An 18,563-nucleotide genomic window follows, 5' to 3' on the forward strand; every position below is an offset into this window, starting at 1 on the left:
TTAACCACGGCCATGGTGAGCGTGGCGCTGGCAGGCTCGGTGCTCATTGCCCCCAGCCTGCGGCCGCGCAGGCTTCGAGCGCCTCGGTGCAGCGGGTCAGCGGCAGCAACGTGTACGAGCTGGCAGCCAATGCTGCCGGCGGGAGCTGCGAGGCCGACGCCGGCTCGCACAGCGTGGCGCTCGCGTCGGGCGAGAATTGGCCCGACGCCCTCGCCGGCGCTGCGCTCGACCGGCCGCTGCTGCTGACCACCCGGGCGTTCCTGCCTGCGGTCACCCGGGCCTACCTCGAGCCGTGCGCATCGCACGCCCATGCCAATGTGATCATCCTGGGCGGCGCCGCAGCGGTGTCTGAGAACGTGGCAGAGACCTTGCGGTCGATGGGCTACGAGGTGGACCGGATCGCCGGTGCGGACCGTTATGACACGGCCCGGCGTGCTGCGCGGGCGTTCGCGCCGGCAGCGCTGAGCACCGTGTATCTCGCCTCGGGCGCGAACTTTGCCGATGCGGTCGCGGCCGCTCCCAGCGTCACCCGCTCCACGCCGCTCATCCTCACACCGCCCGGCGAGCTCGGTGACCAGGCTCGCCGTTTCCTGACCGATGAAGGTCGGCACGTCGGCTCGGTCACGATTCTCGGAGGTCATGCCGCCGTGTCGGCGCGGGCAGAAGCCGAGATCAAGGACCTCGGCATCGCCACCGACCGCATCGCCGGCGCCGACCGCTACGAGACGGCCGCACTCATCGCCCGGCGCTCCCTCGGCACGTCGGGCTGCCACCCGGTCACCGACGTTGCCGTCGCCAGCGGCACGGTCCCGTTCGGCGGTCTCGCCGCGGGCGCAGTGCGCGGCCCCTGCCAGCCGTTGCTGCTCGCTCCGGGCCCCGACAGCCCGGTACCGGAGATCTTGGGCCGGTTCGGGCAGGACTGGCTGCTGGCCGTCGGCGGCTCGATCCAGGCGACGGTGACCGGCATCGGCCCGTCGTCGGTCATCCCCTCGGCCGCGCTGTCGGCGGTCGCGACAGGCTTCGCGCAGGGCTCGGGCACTTCGGGCGGCACTGGCGCATCGGGCTGGAACTCGGTGGCACCGTCGGTGGTGCAGGTTCGCTGTGTCAGCGCCGCCGGCGCCACACGCAAGCGGGGGTCCGGATTCATCGTCGGGGACGGATACCAGATCGTCACCAATCAGCATGTGGTCTTCGAGGACGACGGCCGCGAGTGCCGCCGGCTTCGGGCATACCTGGGCGGAACCTTTGAGGAGGCGCCGGATCGATACGTGCCGCTGGTCCTGGTGCGGGCGACGGAGGAACGCGATCTGGCCTTGCTCAGGATGGATCCCGGGCCTGATCGGCTCCCGGCGCTGCCGATCGCGACCGAGCCGTTGCAGGCCGGCGAGACGATTACTGCGATCGGTTACCCGAGCCTCGGCGGCAATACGTTGACGCTCACCACCGGCCGTTACTCGGGTACAACGGTGGTGGACGATCTGACGTGGATCAAGACCGACACGCCCATCTCGCCGGGCAGCAGCGGCGGCCCAGTGCTGAACGAACGACGCGAGGTGATCGGTGTCGCGACTTTGCTGCGCCTGGCCATCAGGGGCAGCGGCGGGACCACGGTCGGCACCCTCGGCCTGCTGGTGCCGGCCGAAGACGTGCTGGCCCTGCTCGCCGGCGACATCGGCGAATAGCCAGGCGCCCGCCGCAGTGACGTGCAAGCGCGGCCCGGTTCTGTGGCACTGCCGTAGTGTCTGCGCCGGGAGCGCCACTGCCCACCCACGGGTGGGCATGGCAGGATGCCGAAGGGAGTTGCGTGGCACCGATGAGCAGTGTCAAGTCGGACCAGTTGCTGGAGATCCTGCGAGACGGCGGCCTCACGACATTGCCGGCACCGGTCCAGCTGGCATCGGGACAGTGGTCGCGGTACTTCATCGACGGCAAGGAAGCGCTCGCAGCGGGGGCAGACCTGCGGCTCGCTGCTGAAGCGATTTGGGAGCGAGTGGCCGAGGCCGGGGTCCGCTTCGACGCGGTCGGTGGCTTGACCCTCGGGGCCGACGCGCTCGCCGCTGCGATCGCGCTGGTGAGCGAGACCAACTGGTTCATCGTGCGCAAGGCACCCAAGGGGCGCGGCACTGACCGTCGCATCGAGGGGGCGCGCATCGGCGACGGCGATCATGTGCTGCTGGTGGACGACGTCGTGACCACCGGCGGGTCGATCCTGCAGGCCTTCGACGTGGTGCAGGCCACCGGCGCCGAAGTGGTCGCTGCGGTGACACTTGCCGACCGTGGCGACGACGCAGCCCGCGAGTTCGCGAAGCGCTCGGTGCCGTACTTCCCGATGGCCACCTATCACGACCTGGGCATTCCCAGAGTCGGCGAGGAGCAGGCCGCGGCCACCGCCGGCTGACTCGGCTCGAGACACAGCTCGACCGCCAGAACTGACTCAGGCTGCGTCTGGCCCGATGCAGCAGTGGCCGCTCGCTGCCGGGGCAGAATCCGGCAGTACTGTCGATCGAATGCGGCGGTTGCTGACAGCGGCACTGCTGGTGACAGTGCTCGTCGGGACAGTGCTGGTGCTGCCCACGGCGGCGTCGGCGGTCTCTGGCGACGACGATCAGGGCGCGGTCTTCGTTACTCGATACGGAGGCGCAGATCGGTACGCCACATCGCTGTTGGTGGCCGAGGCGTTTGCGGCCAACGCCGGCCTCTCGGTCGATGCCGTGGTGATGGTGTCGGGTCGCAGCTGGGCTGACGCTGTCGTGGCTGCTCCCATCGCAGGTGCGCTGGGAGCGCCGGTGCTGATGACGCCGCCGGGTGAGCTGCGAGATGACGCGGCAGCCTTCGTGCAGCGAGTAGGGGCGTCGAGCGTCGTCGTGGTGGGCACCGAAGGTCAGCCCGACACGGTCAGCGACGAGGTCGTGACAGCGCTCCAAGGATTGGGCGTGACCGTCGAGCGGGTCAGCGGTTCGGACCGCTACGCGACCGCTGCCGCCGCTGCACGCCGCCTGTCCTCCGTCGGCGACATGGGTGGGTTGGGGCGCACTGCCATCGTGGCCAGCGGCGAGGTGTTCGCCGACGCCCTCGTGGCAGGCCCGTTCGCTGCCCGCGGGCAGCACCCAGTGCTGTTGAGCCCCAAAGCCGGGCTGCATGCCGAGGTGGCCACGTACCTGACCGAAGCCGAGATCGCCCATGTGGTGCTGATGGGCGGCCCCGCTGCGCTCAGCGAAGCCGTGGAGACCGCAGTCACCGAACTTGGAGCGTCGGTGACCCGATTGGCGGGCGCGACCCGGTACGACACCGCAGTACAAGCCGCACAGTTGGTGACCGGCCGCTACGACGATGCCGCTGGGCAGCCGTGCTTCGCGACGAGCACCGTTGGGGTGGCTCGTGCACGGGTGCCGTTCGATTCGTTCAGCGCTGCGCCGCTGCTGGGCCAGCGGTGCGCCCCGCTGGTGCTCGTTGACCCTGCCGAGGTACCCGCCGACACAGCGGCATTTCTCGACACGGCGCGCAGCACCCACGCCGCCGTGGGTCTGCGCATCTTTGGCGGCGAGGCAGCCGTCTCACAAGCCGCCCTCAACACCTTCCTCAGCAGCGAAGAGGCCCTCGCCGATGGGCGCGCCGTTGAACCCACGGTGCTGCCTGCAGGAACCTGTGGCGGTTCCATCACCGATGAGCCGCGCCAGCTCGTGGCCTCGACCAACGCCGAAGACCCGGCGTGGTCCCCCGACTGCAACCGGCTCGTCTACACCCAGGACGGGTCGCTGTGGACGATGAACAACGACGGCACCAACCAGCAGCAGCTCCTGCCCGACGTCGGGGCGCATCTCTTTTCCGCTGCTTGGTCTCCCGACGGCACCCAGATCGTCTACGTCCGGGGCTACCAGGGCGTCGACCACTGGGTCGCCCACATCTGGACTGTCAATGCCGACGGCACGGGCCCAACCCAGCTCTCCACCGGAGCCCTCGTGGACGCGTCCCCTCGCTGGTCGCCTGACGGTGAACTCATCGTCTTCGACCGTTTTGACGACAGCGGTAAGCAGGTGACACGGATGACCCGTACGGGCACCGAGGTTGAAGTGCTGACGACCGAAGGGCGGTGGAACTTCGGTCCCGTCTACTCACCCGACGGCACCGAGTTGGCCTACGTCGCGAACAACACCATCGTGGTCATCGACGCCGACGGCTCGAACCCTCGCCACATCATCACCCCCGTTTCCAACCACGGCGAGCTGTCGTGGTCGCCCGACGGCAAACGGATTGCGTTCATTCGTCCCCGCCAAGGTGTCGCGTCTCTCGCGATTGCCGATCTCACGGGGCTCCATGAGGAAACCATCTTTGAGTCTGCGGACCGGGTGTTGGCGCCCCGCTGGTCACCCGATGGCGATCTGCTCGCCTTCCACACCATCGAAGCTGGCGGCGTCCATCGCGTCCATGTCGCCGGCGCCAGCGGCGATCCGGTTGAAAGCGATGCAGGGCAGTGCCGTCCAGGGGGCACGTGGCACACAACGGCCGGATTCCCGCTTGCCGACTGGGCTGCGCCGTCGACGGGAACGCTCCGCATTGCCGTGATCTTCATGGATTTCCCTGACGCGCAGGCCGCCCACAGCACCCAGGAAGAGGCCGAGCTGGGACTGCCGTACATGGAGGAGTATCTCGAGACGGTCAGCTACGGCCAGCTCGACGTCGAGTACGCCGTGCATCCCGAGTGGTTGCGGGCTGAAGAGGGCTACTCCACCTACCTCGGCCCGACAGGGATCACCGCGAACGCCCTTGCGTCCGACGTGAGCGTGTATTCCGCAGAGCTCGCGGACGAGCACCTCGACTTCTCGACCGTCGACACGGTGCTCACGGTGTTCCCCAGCACGCACTTCGGTGGCGGCAATGCGACCTCCACGATTGAGGCAGACGGCGTGACGTTGGTCACGACCAGGGTGAATACGTTCGTGCGTCCGGAGCCCGTTGCTCCACAGCGGTGGGGAACGGTTGCTGCGCACGAAATGACGCACTCGCTCGGACTGCTCGACCTGTACCCCTACGACGACAGCCTGCACACCCGCCCCGACCCGCCTCCTGGCCAGGTTTGGGTGGCAACGGAGTGGGGCCGCATGAATATGTGGTCCTGGTATCTCGCAGCCGAGCACGATCCCAGACTGCTGCATTTCTGGGAGTACCCCGCAGGCCACCGTTCGGCGGACTATCGACGGCATCTGGAACTCGAGGAGATGCTGGCGTGGAGCCGTTGGCAGCTGGGTTGGCTGAGCGAATCTCAGGTGAACTGCATCAGCGAGCCCGAGACCACCGTGACGCTGGCGCCGGTCGCGCAGCCGGGCGCCGCAGTGGCGATGGCCGCCGTGCCGCTCAACGCCCACGAGATGATCGTGATCGAGAGCCGCCGCAAGCTGGGTTACGACGCCGGCCAGTTCTACGAAGCAGCCGACACAGGCGCTTCCACGACGTTCCCTCGGCTGATCACCGAGGGTGTCTTGGTGTACACCGTCGACAGTTGGCTGCGCTCGGGACAGCTTCCGCTCAAGGTTGCGGGCGACGGCGGCAACGGCCAGGTCGCTGAGTTCCCGGTCCTCGAAGTCGGCGAGTCGGTGACGCTGCGGGGCTACACCATCACGGTCACCGCCGACGATGGCGACACCCACACCGTGGTCATCACCCGCAACTCCTAACCGCCGTCCCGCCAGGCTGCGGGGCAGCGTTGTTCCGTCGGGCACTACGTTCGGCCAGATGCGGCGTGCACTGACCGGAGCGGTGCTGGTCGTCGCGGTCGTGGGGGGCGTGCTTGGGTTGCCGGCGTCTGCAGCGGCCCAAACCGCCCAAGAAGAGCAGTTGGCCAAGGTTGCGGTCTCCCGCTACGGCGGAGCGGATCGCTATGCCACCTCGTTGCTCGTGGCCGAAGCGGTCGCGGCCGATGCGGGCGGCTCGCTGACGCACGTCGTGATGGTGTCGGGCCTCAGTTGGCCCGATGCGGTGGTGGCTGCGCCGGTGGCGGGAGCGCTGGGTGCGCCTGTACTGATGACCCCGCCCGGGGAGTTGCGTGACGATGCGACGGCGTTCCTGCAGCGCACTGGCGTGTCCGACGTGGTGGTGGTGGGCAGCACCGGTGATGCCCACGCGGTGAGCGAGGCTGTCGTGGCTTCGCTCGCAGACTTGGGGCTGTCGGTCGAGCGCGTCGGGGGAGCTGATCGCTACAGGACTGGGGTGGCGGCTGCGCGCCATCTCTCCTCGGTAGGTGACATTCCGGGATTGGGCCGCACGGCGATCGTGGCAAACGGCTGGGTGTTTGCCGATGCGTTGGTGGCAGGATCGTTCGCTGCTCGCGGGCGGCATCCGGTGCTGTTGACGCCGCCGGGTGAACTGAACGCTGACGTGGCCGCTTACCTGTCCGAAGCCGGAATCGAACATGTGGTGCTGATGGGCGGCACCGGTGCGCTGGCCGAGTCGGTGGACTGGTCGATCTCTCAGAGCGGCATCGCCGTCACGCGCCTGGCGGGTGCGACCCGCTTCGACACCGCGGTGAAGGCAGCAGACTTCGTTGTCGGCCGCTACCTCCGTGGAACCGAACGGTGCTTCAGCACCGAACGGATCGGCCTGGCCCGGGCGCGTGTGCCGTTCGACTCGTTCAGTGCCGGTCCGCTGTTGGGACGGCTGTGCGCCCCGCTGCTTCTTGCTGATCCCAACGCCATTCCGCTCGACACGGCAGGCTTCTTGGACGCTGCACGAACGGCGACGGCTGCCGCGGGCGTCGACGCGCTGGACCTGCGGGTGTTCGGCGGCGACGCAGCCGTGTCCCAGGCGGCGATCGACGCCTACCTCAGCGGCGAGTCCGCCGTCGAACCCGAGGCCGAGCCCACCGAGTTGCCCGCTGGCACTTGCGGCGGGCAGATCGATGCGGCCCCGGTACAGCTCATTGCCGAGGATTTCCCTGAGAAGCCAGCCTGGTCGCCCGACTGCAGCCAGATTGTCTACGGGGCGCGCTGGCGGCTGTGGATCGCCAACCGCGACGGCAGCGAACCGAGCGAACTGACCGAACGCGACGACGGCTTCTTCTATGAACCCGCCTGGTCGCCCAACGGCACCCGGATCGCATATGCCCGCCAGGTCAACCAGCAGACCCACTGGGAGTCGCACATCTGGGTGGTCAACGCTGACGGCACCGCCAAGGCGCAGATCACCCGCGGGGACGTCTGGGACGACGACCCGTCGTGGTCGCCTGACGGCACCAAGCTGGTGTTCACCCGCCTCAGCGGGACGGGACGCAACGCCGAAGGCCACCGCATCGAGCCCGATCGCTACATCGTGACGATGAACGCCGACGGCACCGACGAGCGGTTCCTGGCCGTCGGCGGTACATGGGAGCGTGCGCCCAGGTGGTCACCCGACGGCAGCCAGATCGCGTATGTCGCCGGCAGCTCCGTCTGGGTGAGCAGCACGGACGGATCCGGCGGCAGGGCCGTAGCGGGGAACGCCCATTGGGATGGCGGTCTGTCGTGGTCGCCCGACGGCACGAAGCTTGCGTTCACCCGCGTCGACGGCACCGACGCGTCCATACGGCTCGTTCAGATCGACACCGCCAGCGAGGAAGTGCTGGCCGACGTGCCTGGGCGCGAGAGCTATCCGCAGTGGTCGCCCGACGGCCAACGCATCCTCTTCTATGTCTCCACCGAAGAGGGCACACGCCAGGTGTGGGTTGCGGGCGCGTCAGGCCGCCAGGTTGGCATCGCGCCGGGGCAGTTCGTGGGGCGCGGATCGGCTCCGTCGGTGGGCGGTTGCGGCGGAACCTCCAGCGACGCATTGCGCCAGCTCGGCCCGCTTGGCGGCGACGGCCCGTCATGGTCACCCAACTGCACACATGTGGTGTTCGTCCGGGACAGGTCGCTGTGGCTGATGCGCAACGACGGCACCGACATGCGCTGGCTCGCTACCTACGACAGCCACATCTCGGGACCGTCGTGGTCGCCCGACGGCACACGGATCGCCTTCTCGCGCCTCCTCTACGAGAACGAGCGGTGGATGTCTCACATCTGGGTGGTGAACGCGGACGGCACCGGCCACACGCAGCTCACACGCGGCGACGTGCGAGACAGCGACCCATCGTGGTCGCCTGACGGCTCGAAGCTGACGTTCAGCCGCTATTGGGGCAGCGGCCGCGACGAGAACGGTCATCGCACCGACAGCGATCGCTACATCGCCGTCATGGGACTTGACGGCTCGGGCCGGCGAGCGCTGACAGCGGGAGGCTTGTGGGAGAGCTCGCCGGAGTGGTCGCCCGACGGCACCCTCATCGCGTACATCGCCGGACAGAACGTCTGGGTCGTCACGCCCGACGGATCCCATCGACGCGGCATCGCCGGCGGCGTCTCCTTGAGCGGCCTGTCGTGGTCCCCTGACGGCTCTCGCATTGCGGTTGTCCGCGACGATGACGGTGCAGCTGCCCTCCATCTGATCGAGCTCGCCAGCCTCAGCGACATCAAGATCGAAGGCGTGACTGGGCAACCGTCGAGCCCGCACTGGTCACCCGACGGGCAACGCCTTGCGTTCCAAGCGGTGGACGCCGACCGCCAGACGCACATCTGGGTGGCTGGCGCATCGGGAACCCAAGTCGGCACCGTGATGGGGCAGTTCGTGGGCGGCGGTGCGGCTCCAGCCGCCGGCGGGTGCGGTGGAACCTCCAGCGACGGCCCTGTGGAATTGACCGAGATGGCCCACGCTGCCAGCGAGCCCGCATGGTCACCCGACTGCACACATGTTGCGTTCGTCCGGGACCGTTCGCTGTGGCTGATGCGCAATGACGGTTCGGGCCTTCGTCCCCTCACCCGCTTCGATGGCGAGTCTGCCTCGGGACCGTCGTGGTCGCCTGACGGAAGCCGCATCGCATACGCCCGATCGGTCACTCACGACCAGCCGACTCAGTCGCAGTCGCACATCTGGGTGGTCAACACCGACGGGACGCAACGAACACAGCTCACCCAGGGTGATGTCAACGACAGCTTTCCGACATGGTCGCCAGACAACGGCCAGATCGCGTTCGAACGCTGGATAAACGACGAAATCGAGGCAGGCGGCCGTTGGGGGGACAGTTACATCATGCTGATGGACGCCGACGGCAGCGATCAAACCGTGCTCACCAAGGGCGCCGTCGGGGAACGCTTGCCTGCGTGGTCGCCCGACGGCAGCCTTATCGCCTATCTCTCCGCCGGTGCGGTGTGGGTCACCGCACCCGACGACTTCAACCCTCGCGTTGTAGCCGCCGGCGCGTTTGCGGCGGGAGGTCTGTCTTGGTCACCCGATGGCACGCGCATCGCCTATGCGCGAGGCAGTTGGAGCGAGAGTCACGTGGTGGCAGTCGAGATCGATGGCCCTTCCGAAGACGTCATCGGACATGGGTTGCTCAAGCAGAGGAACCCCAGATGGTCGCCTGACGGCGAGCGAATTGCGTATGACGGAGTCGCCGCTCCCACCGATGCAGACGTTGACAACGCCCGCTACAGCAACATCTGGCGCGTGGGCGTGTCCGGGGCCGCAGGCACGCCGGTGCCAGACGGAGCTCGCGAGTGCCGACCGCGGGGTCGCTCAGGCGGCACAACAGCGGGATTCCCATTGCCGGATCGGGGGGTTCCCTCGACCGGAGTGGTGCGGGTGGCTGTGCTCTTCATGGATTTCTCCGACGCGCAGGCTGAGCACACGACGCAGGAAGAGGCAGAACTCGGCCTGCCGTGGGCCGAGACGTTCCTCGAGACGGCCAGCTACGGAAAGATCGACATCGAGTTCGTACCGTTGCATCGGTGGCTGCGCGCCGAGCAGGACTCGACCGCCTACATAGGGCGCTTGGCGGTCGGGATGGGCCTCTCGAGTCCAACCTCCGCACACGCTGTTGCCATGGCCGACGACGAGTTCGACTTCTCAACGGTGGATCTGGTCCTCACGGTGTTTCCCGGCAGCCACTTTGCCGGTGGCAACGCAGGTGGTTCTGCCGCCGCCGATGACGTCGAGGTCTCGACGACGAGGGTGAACACCCATCGGCGCGCCGAGTCGGGGTCGCTGACAGCCTGGGGATACGTCGGTGCGCATGAGATGACGCACAACCTGGGCTTGCTCGACATGTACCCCTACGATCCCGAGCGCGGCAAGCCGCCCGAAGTCGCTTCCGACAACGTGTTGGTATTCATCAACATCGGATTGATGGGTCTGGCGAGCACCTTCGCCACTGTGCAGAACGATGAGCGCCTGCGACACATCTGGACGTTTTCCAACGGCAGCACTTCGGTGGGCTATACGAGGGATCTCAATCTGAGGGAGATGCTGGGGTGGAGCCGCTGGCAGCTCGGGTGGCTGAGCGACTCGCAAGTGAGTTGCTCCGATGCGCCTGACACGACCGTGCAGCTGGCGCCGATCGCGCAGCCGGGTGACGGTGTAGCGATGGCTGCCGTGCCGCTCACCACCCACGAGATGATCGTGATCGAGAGCCGCCGCAAGTCGGGCTATGACGCGGATCGACCCTTCGAAGTGGCCGACACGGGCGTCAGCACCACGTTCCCCCGGCTCATCACCGAGGGTGTGCTCGTGTACGTAGTCGACTCGGCGATCGGCTCGGGCGAGCTGCCGATTCGTGTTGCCGGCGACGATGGCAACCGCCACTTAGACGACTTTCCGGTGCTCGAAGTCGGCGAGTCGGTGACCCTGCGGGGCTACACCATCACGGTCACCGCCGACGACGGCGACATCCACACCGTGGTCATCACCCGCAACTCCTGACCGCCGTCCCGCCAGGCTGCGGGACAGCGTCCTGTCGCTGGGCACTACGTTCGGCCAGATGCGGCGTGCACTGACCGGAGCGGTGCTGGTCGTCGCGGTCGTGGGGGGCGTGCTTGGGTTGCCGGCGTCAGCAGCGGCCCAAACCGCCCAAGAAGAGCAGTTGGCCAAGGTTGCGGTCTCCCGCTACGGCGGAGCGGATCGCTATGCCACCTCATTGCTGGTGGCCGAGGCGGTCGCGGCCGAAGCGGGCGGCTCGCTGACGCATGTGGTGATGGTGTCGGGCCTCAGTTGGCCCGATGCGGTGGTGGCTGCGCCGGTGGCGGGAGCGCTGGGTGCGCCTGTATTGATGACCTCGCCCGGGGAGCTGCGCGACGATGCGGCGGCGTTCCTGCAGCGCACCGGTGTGACCGACGTGGTGGTGGTCGGCGCCACGGGGGGTGCACACGCCGTCAGCGACGCGGTGGTGACTTCGCTGGAAGGCCTCGGCATCGCGGTGGAGCGCGTGGGTCGAGTAGATCGCTACGCCACAGGTGTGGTTGCGGCGCGGCAGATTGAGTCGGTGGGCGAGATGCCCGGTTTCGGCACTACGGCGATCGTTGCCAACGGCGACGTGTTTGCCGATGCTCTGGTGGCAGGTGCGTTCGCAGCACGGGGGCCGCATCCGGTGTTGCTGACCCCGCGTGACGAACTGCATGCCGGAGTGGCCCGGTACCTGTCCGAGGCGGGGATCTCCCATGTGGTGCTGATGGGCGGCACCGCTGCGCTGGCCGAAGCGGTGGACTGGTCGATCTCGGACCTTGGCATTGCCGTCACGCGCCTGGCGGGTGCGACCCGCTTCGACACCGCGGTGAAGGCTGCGGAATTTGTGGAAGGCCTCTACGCCCAGGGGTCCGAGCGGTGCTTAACCACTGAACGCATCGGGCTGGCCCGAGCGCGCGTGCCGTTCGACTCGTTCAGCGCTGGCCCGCTGCTGGGACGGCTGTGCGCCCCGCTGCTGCTCGCCAACCCCAACGCCATTCCGCTGGACACAGCGGGCTTTCTTGACGCTGCACACACGGCGACGGCCGCCGCGGGCGTCGACACGCTGGACCTGCGGGTGTTCGGCGGCGACGCAGCTGTGTCCCAGACAGCGATCGACGCCTACCTCAGCGGCGAGCCCACCGTCGAACCCGCCGACGAGCCCGCCGGACTGCCCGCAGGCACCTGCGGGGGAGCGATCGATGCCGCGCCGGTGCGGCTCGTCACCGAGAACGACCCCGAAGAACCTGCCTGGTCGCCCGACTGCAGCCAGATCGTCTACGGAGCCCGTTCACGCCTGTGGATCGCTGGCAACGACGGCAGCGAACCGAGCGAACTGACCCAGCGCGACGGCGGCTATTCCCATGAACCGTTCTGGTCACCCGACGGAACTCGAATTGCCTATGCACGCGAGGTCTACCAGGGTGAACACTGGGAGTCACACATCTGGGTGGTGAACGCCGACGGATCCGGCAAGACTCAAGTCACCCGTGGGGACGTCTGGGACGGCGACCCGTCGTGGTCGCCCGACAGCACCGAGATCGTGTTCAGCCGCATCAGCGGGACGGGACGCAATGCGCAAGGCGATCGCATCAGCAGCGACCGCTACATCGTGGCCATGAACGCCAACGGCACGAACAAGCGGTTCCTGACAGTCGGCGGCGCATGGGACCGCGCCCCCACGTGGTCGCCCGACGGCAGCCAGATCGGTTACATCGCCTACGACTCCGTCTGGGTGCACAACACGAACGGATCCGGCGGCAGAGCCATAGCGGGCAACGCCTACTGGGACGGCGGCCTGTCGTGGTCGCCGGACGGTTCGAAGATTGCGTTCACCCGCCGTGACGGGGAGGATGCGTCCATCCGGCTGGTCCAAGTCGACACCGCCAGTGAAGAAGTGCTTGCCGACGTTCCCGGGCGGGAAAGCCATCCGCGGTGGTCGCCCGACGGGCACCGGATCCTGTTCTTCGTCGCGACTGAGGATGGCACGCGCGAGGCATGGGCAGCAGGCGCGTCGGGCCGTCAGGTTGGCATCGCGCCGGGACAGTTCGTAGGGCGCGGCTCGGCTCCGTCACCGGGCGGTTGCGGCGGTAGCGCCAGCGACGCATCGCAGCAACTCGGCTCGCTGGGCGGCAGCAGCCCGTCCTGGTCGCCGAACTGCACCCACGTCGTGTTCGCTCATGACGGATCGCTGTGGCTGATGCGCAACGACGGCACCGATCTGCGGCGTCTCACTCGCTATGACGCCCGTACGTCGTATGCGCCGTCGTGGTCGCCTGATGGCACACGCATCGCCTACGCGCGGACGGACTACCTGGACGACAGGTGGGTGTCGCACATCTGGCTGGTGAACTCCGACGGCACCGGTCACACGCAGCTCACTGGTGGCGATGTGTGGGACGACGAGCCGTCGTGGTCGCCCGACGGCGCAAAGCTGACCTTCAGCCGTTACTGGGGCAGCGGACGCAGCGATGCCGGTCATCGCACTGACAGCGATCGCTACATCGCTGTCATGCGGGCTGACGGGAGCGGTCGACTGGCGCTCACAGCTGGGGCGGTGTGGGACCACTCCCCGGCGTGGTCGCCCGACGGGACCCTGATCGCGTACATCTCCCTCAAGAGTGTCTGGGTCATCACACCCGACGGAGCACATCGCCGCGGCATCGCCGGCGACGTCGACTCAAACGGCCTGTCATGGTCGCCCGACGGTGCCCGCATCGCGGTGACCCGCGGCGACGACAGCGCGACGGCCATCCACCTTCTCGAGCTGGCCAGCCTCAGTGATATCAAGGTCACCGATGGGATGGCGCGATTATCGAGTCCGCACTGGTCGCCCGACGGGCAGCGGATTCTGTTCCACACAGTGAACGCCGACGGTACCCAGCATGTCTGGGCGGCCGGCGCATCGGGCACCCAGGTCGGCACCACGGCGGGGCAATTCGTGGGCGGAGGAGCGGTAACTGCCACGGGCGGGTGCGGTGGAACAGCCAGCGACGGCCCGGTGAAGCTGGCCGAGACCGCGTTTGTTGCCAGCGAGCCCGCATGGTCGCCCGACTGCACACACGTGGCGTTCGCTCGGCGCGGATCGCTGTGGCTGATGCGCAATGACGGCTCAGGCCTTCGTCGTCTCACCCGTTTCGACGGCGAGACGTCGTCGGGACCGTCGTGGTCGCCCGATGGGAGCCGCATTGCGTTCGCTCGAACAGTCACTACGAGCCGGCGCACGCTGTCGCACATCTGGCTGGTCAGCACTGACGGGACGCACAGAACGCAGATCACCGAGGGCGATGTCCTCGACAGCTCCCCGACATGGTCGGCCGACAGCAGCCAGATTGCGTTTGCCCGTCAGACACTGGGCGAAGCCGACGCAAATGGACATGTGTCGGGCCGAGACCGTTACATCGTGCTGATGGGCAACGACGGCAGCGATCAGACCATCCTCACCGAAGACGACGACTGGGAAAGCTCGCCTGCGTGGTCGCCCGACGGCAGCGTCATCGCGTATCTCTCCGCCGGAGCGGTGTGGATCATGGCACCCGACAGCTCGAATGCACGCGCCGTGGCCGTTGGCGCCTTTGCGGACGGAGGTCTGTCCTGGTCGCCCGACAGCACGCACATTGCTTTTGCACGAGGCAGCTGGAGCGAGAGTCGCGTGGTGACGGTGGAGATCGATGGCTTGGCCGAGAACGTCATCGGCGACGGGCTGATCAAGCAGAGAAACCCCAGCTGGTCGCCCGACGGTCAGCGAATTGTGTACGACGGAGTTGGTGATCCCGCCGACGCCGACCCAGGCGATTCCGACCACGACGATGCTTGGAGCCTGGCCATCTCAGGCGCCGCAGGTACGCCAGCCTCCGGTGGCGTTGCCGAATGCCGACCATGGGGCGTCTCGGGCACGACCGCAGGGTTCCCGCTCGCGGATTGGGCAGTGCCTTCGACGGGGACACTGCGGGTGGCGTTGCTGTTCATGGACTTCCCCGACGCGCAGGCCGAGCACACGACGCAACGCGAAGCGGAGTTGGGCGCCGCCTTCATCGAGGAGTATCTCGAGGCCGCCAGCTACGGCAACCTCGATGTGGAGTTGGTGATCCACCATGCGTGGCTGCGAGCCGAGCAACCGCACGCCTCCTACATCGAGGAGCTCGCCGTAGGAACCGGCCTCGGCAGATCGGCCAGTGTCCACGCGGTCATGCTGGCAGACGACGCCGTGGACTTCTCCGGTGTCGATGCCGTAGCTGTGGTCCTCCCGAGCAGCCACTTCGGAGGCGGCGGCAATGCTGGCGGCGTCGTACAGGCCGACGGACGCAGCCTGGCAATGACACGCACGAACGACAAGCTGCTCTCCGAGGAGCGGACCCTCGCTAGCGCGCCGAACTGGGGGCGCGTGGCCGCCCACGAGGTCATCCACAACCTCGGCCTGCTCGACATGTACCCCTACGACGGCACCCTGCATGAGTTGCGCGACGCGCCAGCCGGAACCGAATGGGTCCGCGCTGCCTTCGGCCGCATGGGCCTGGAAGCCTGGTTCCCGGCGAACAAGTTCGACGAACGGCGTGAGGTCACGTGGCGGTACGCCGATGGCAGGCGGGAGACCAGCTATACGAGGGAACTTGTGCCGGCTGAGATGATGGCGTGGAGCCGTTGGCAGCTCGGATGGCTCGACGACACGCAGGTGCAGTGCGTGCGAGAGCCCTCGGCCACGGTGCAGCTGGGCCCGATTGCGGCGCCCGGCGGCAGCACGGCGATGGCCGCCGTGCCGCTCACGACCCACGAGTTGATCGTGGTGGAGAGCCGCCGTGAACTCGGCTACGACCGCCCGGTAACGACCACGACCGCCGATGGCGCACGCGTGCGATTCCCGAACCTCCTCAGCGAGGGCGTACTGGTGTACACGGTCGACTCGGCGCTCAGATCGGGAGCGCTGCCGCTGAAGATTGCCGACGACAGCGGAAACGGCCAGGTCGACGACTTCCCCGTCCTCGGCGTGGACGACTCAGTGACGCTGCACGGCTACACCATCACCGTCACAGCAGACGACGGCAACACCCACACGGTGACGATCACCCGCAACAACTGACCGGCGCCAGCCTCCGCACCGCGGGACCGTGACTGCGTTCGTCCTGTCCCCTCCGAAATTTGCCAATCAGCATCCGACCTAGGATTCGCCCGGTGATGGTGCTGCGTCGAACGCTGGCTGGTCTGTTGATGCTTGTCATCGCCGCCGGGAGTCTCACGGTCGTTGCCGCACCGTCGAGTGCACAACTCGACGAGCGTCGCTTCGCCGTCGCGAATGCAGGGTCGCTCTCAGATATCGGAACGGCGGCTTCTGTGGTGGCAGCCGGCGAAGCAGATGCGGTGCTCTTCGCTGCATCAGCAGAGGCCATAGGTCCGGGTGCAGCTGGCGTCATCAATGAGTATGGGCTCGATGGCGCTGTGCTCGTGGGCGGCTGGGCCGCCCTTGGTGTTGGAATCGAGGACGACCTGCGCCGCCTGTCCACAGACGCCTCACTCGTTCGGCTTGCGGGTTACAACCGCATTGACACTGCCGCCCAAGCGGCCAGTCTGTCGCTCGACGGCGTGACGGCACCGACTGTCGTGATTGCGAATGGCTGGTCGCTCTCGGACGTCGGAGTGGCTGCGTCCATTGTCGCGACCGGCGGGGCGGATGCCGTGCTGTACGCCACCGCCGATGGGCTCGGCGCGCCGACTCGCCGGGTGATCGAGGCGGTTCAACCCGGCAAGGCGTTGCTGATCGGAGGAACCGCGGCACTGGCGGAATCGATCGGCGAAGAGTTGCGACAGACCTCTCCCGGCATCGCGGTGGAGCGGCTCGGTGGGGCAACACGCGTGGACACCGCCACAGTCTCCGCAGAGCGGGCATTCGGCAAGGGCGCCACCCATGCCGTGGTGGCATACGGCTGGTCCGACCGGGACGTCGGTGTCGCGGTGGCGCTCGCTGCAGCCGACCCGCACGCAGCCGTGCTGTACGCCCAGCGGCCCGATGCGCTCGGCGAAGCAGCGGTCGAGCTCATGACGAGGTTTCCACCAGAACGCATCACGCTCGTCGGAGATTCGGCAGCACTCATGCCCGCGGTCATAGCTCAAGCCAAGCAACTCGTTCCGGTGGCTCGCGTGCGACGGCTTACTGACATCGCCAGTTCTGAAGATGCCGCCGAGGCGGCAGCGCGTGCCGCTGCGACGGTCGATGCTGGCTCCGCATTTGTATCCGTTTCCTACAGCTACACCCATACGTGCGGGCTGCGAGCGGACGGACGCATCTTGTGTTGGGGAGCGAATGACGCCGGACAGTCGGATCCGCGCCACGGGACGTTCTTTTCCATCGCTGCTGGTACCGGGTTCACTTGCGGGGTCCGGGTGGACGGATCCATTGACTGCTGGGGTCGCGTGAACGCCGCGATGGCCGATGTCCCTGCTGGATCCTTTCGCGCTGTCAGTGCAGCGGTTGTGCATGCATGCGGTCTGCGCGCCGATGGGCGCATCGAGTGCTGGGGGAGCAATTTCTACGGACAAACGAACGCGCCATCTGGAACGTTCAGCAGCGTGTCTGCCGGCGGAGGGCAGTCATGCGGTCTGCGCTCCGATGGCCGGCTGGAGTGCTGGGGCACGTACGACGCGAGCCGGGACGAGGTTCCTTCGGGCAGCTTCACCGCAGTAGGCAACAACGGCTCGCACTCGTGCGGTGTGCGCAGCGACGCCAGCCTGGTCTGCTGGGGTCCCGATTTTGGGAATCTGACCGAGGTTCCCGCTGGCACGTTCTCTGCGGCAAGCACAACGTTCGCTTGGGCGTGCGGACTTCGCACCGACGGCCGGGTGGCGTGCTGGGGCGGCAAGGCACCGCGGCAAGATGCGCTGCCGCACGGCTCGTTCGCTTCTTTGGGAGCAGGAGACACGAATATCCGCTTGTGCGGTGTGCAGTCCGACGGTGGTCTGGCGTGCTGGGGTCGGGGCGATATCAACGAATTCGGACAGTCGGACCCGCCTGGTGCTGCATTCACCTCGGTGTCTGCCGGCTATCGACGAACGTGCGCGTTGCGGGTCGACCAAACACTTGAGTGTTGGGGAGACGGGCTCTACCACTGGCAGCAGCCGCCAGAAGGTGGCTTCGTCGATGTGTCGGTTGGCTGGGGACACACGTGCGGTGTTCGCCCCGATGGCGCTGTCTTCTGCTGGGGTTCTTCGTCCGACCGAGGAGAGGCCGACCCGCCGGAGGGAGGCTTCAGCAGCGTGACCGCGGGTGTTGCGCACTCATGCGGAATCGAGACAACCGGAACGGTCGCATGCTGGGGCGAGAATGTTGACGGCCGGGCGCGCCCGCCCGGCGGAACGTTCGTCGACCTCGACGCCGGTGGCTTGCATACTTGCGGCGTGAGGGATGATGGGGTCGCCGTCTGCTGGGGCAACAACGACTGGGGCCAAACCAACGTGCCGACGGGTACCTTCATCTCGATCGCTGCCGGGGTCCGACATTCATGCGGGCTTCACACGGACCAGACCATTGCGTGCTGGGGTGCGAACTATCAGGGTGAGACAGATGCACCGAGCGGTGTATTCGTCGCTGTAACAGCAGACGGCGACCACTCATGCGGGCTTCGCGCGGATGGGCGCGTCAACTGCTGGGGCGCCAACCACCGAGGCCAGTCCGCAGCGTCTGGGGGACTGTTCACCTCCGTCGAAGCAGGGGGTGAGTCTTCATGCGGCCTGCGGCGCGATGGCACGATCTCATGTTGGGGCAGCCGGAACATCCACAGGCCATGACGATGCAATCC

General features: G+C 67.4%; 6 protein-coding genes. All 6 read left to right on the top strand.

Annotated features, from left to right (window positions below):
* Positions 1 to 86: 86 nt before the first annotated feature.
* The 6 genes from ACOQPH_RS16765 to ACOQPH_RS16790 all read left to right on the top strand — a co-directional run bounded on the left by ACOQPH_RS16765 (position 87) and on the right by ACOQPH_RS16790 (position 18,552).
* Positions 87 to 1,682, top strand: a complete 1,596-nt coding sequence (locus ACOQPH_RS16765; RefSeq protein WP_420622452.1) for a cell wall-binding repeat-containing protein — start codon at positions 87 to 89, stop codon at positions 1,680 to 1,682.
* A gap of 131 nt (positions 1,683 to 1,813) precedes the next feature.
* Positions 1,814 to 2,398, top strand: a complete 585-nt coding sequence (gene pyrE / locus ACOQPH_RS16770; RefSeq protein ID WP_420622453.1) for an orotate phosphoribosyltransferase — start codon at positions 1,814 to 1,816, stop codon at positions 2,396 to 2,398.
* A gap of 109 nt (positions 2,399 to 2,507) precedes the next feature.
* The gene (locus ACOQPH_RS16775; RefSeq protein ID WP_420622454.1) at positions 2,508 to 5,672 is read left to right on the top strand and encodes a cell wall-binding repeat-containing protein; all 3,165 of its coding nucleotides are present in this window, start codon (positions 2,508 to 2,510) and stop codon (positions 5,670 to 5,672) included.
* A gap of 58 nt (positions 5,673 to 5,730) precedes the next feature.
* Positions 5,731 to 10,758, top strand: a complete 5,028-nt coding sequence (locus tag ACOQPH_RS16780; protein WP_420622455.1) for a cell wall-binding repeat-containing protein — start codon at positions 5,731 to 5,733, stop codon at positions 10,756 to 10,758.
* A gap of 58 nt (positions 10,759 to 10,816) precedes the next feature.
* Positions 10,817 to 15,853 (top strand): cell wall-binding repeat-containing protein, encoded by a 5,037-nt coding sequence (locus ACOQPH_RS16785; protein WP_420622456.1) that lies wholly within the window; start codon positions 10,817 to 10,819, stop codon positions 15,851 to 15,853.
* A gap of 95 nt (positions 15,854 to 15,948) precedes the next feature.
* The gene (locus tag ACOQPH_RS16790; RefSeq protein WP_420622457.1) at positions 15,949 to 18,552 is read left to right on the top strand and encodes a hypothetical protein; all 2,604 of its coding nucleotides are present in this window, start codon (positions 15,949 to 15,951) and stop codon (positions 18,550 to 18,552) included.
* The last annotated feature ends 11 nt before the right edge of the window (positions 18,553 to 18,563 follow it).

The organism is Candidatus Poriferisodalis sp. (genome assembly GCF_965221945.1).
GTDB lineage: Bacteria > Actinomycetota > Acidimicrobiia > Acidimicrobiales > Poriferisodalaceae > Poriferisodalis.

Coding starts and splice junctions, on each gene's coding strand:
- pyrE (WP_420622453.1), top strand. CDS start 1,814: ATGAGCAGTGTCAAGTCGGACCAGTTGCTGGAGATCCTGCGAGACGGC.
- ACOQPH_RS16775 (WP_420622454.1), top strand. CDS start 2,508: ATGCGGCGGTTGCTGACAGCGGCACTGCTGGTGACAGTGCTCGTCGGG.
- ACOQPH_RS16780 (WP_420622455.1), top strand. CDS start 5,731: ATGCGGCGTGCACTGACCGGAGCGGTGCTGGTCGTCGCGGTCGTGGGG.
- ACOQPH_RS16785 (WP_420622456.1), top strand. CDS start 10,817: ATGCGGCGTGCACTGACCGGAGCGGTGCTGGTCGTCGCGGTCGTGGGG.
- ACOQPH_RS16790 (WP_420622457.1), top strand. CDS start 15,949: ATGGTGCTGCGTCGAACGCTGGCTGGTCTGTTGATGCTTGTCATCGCC.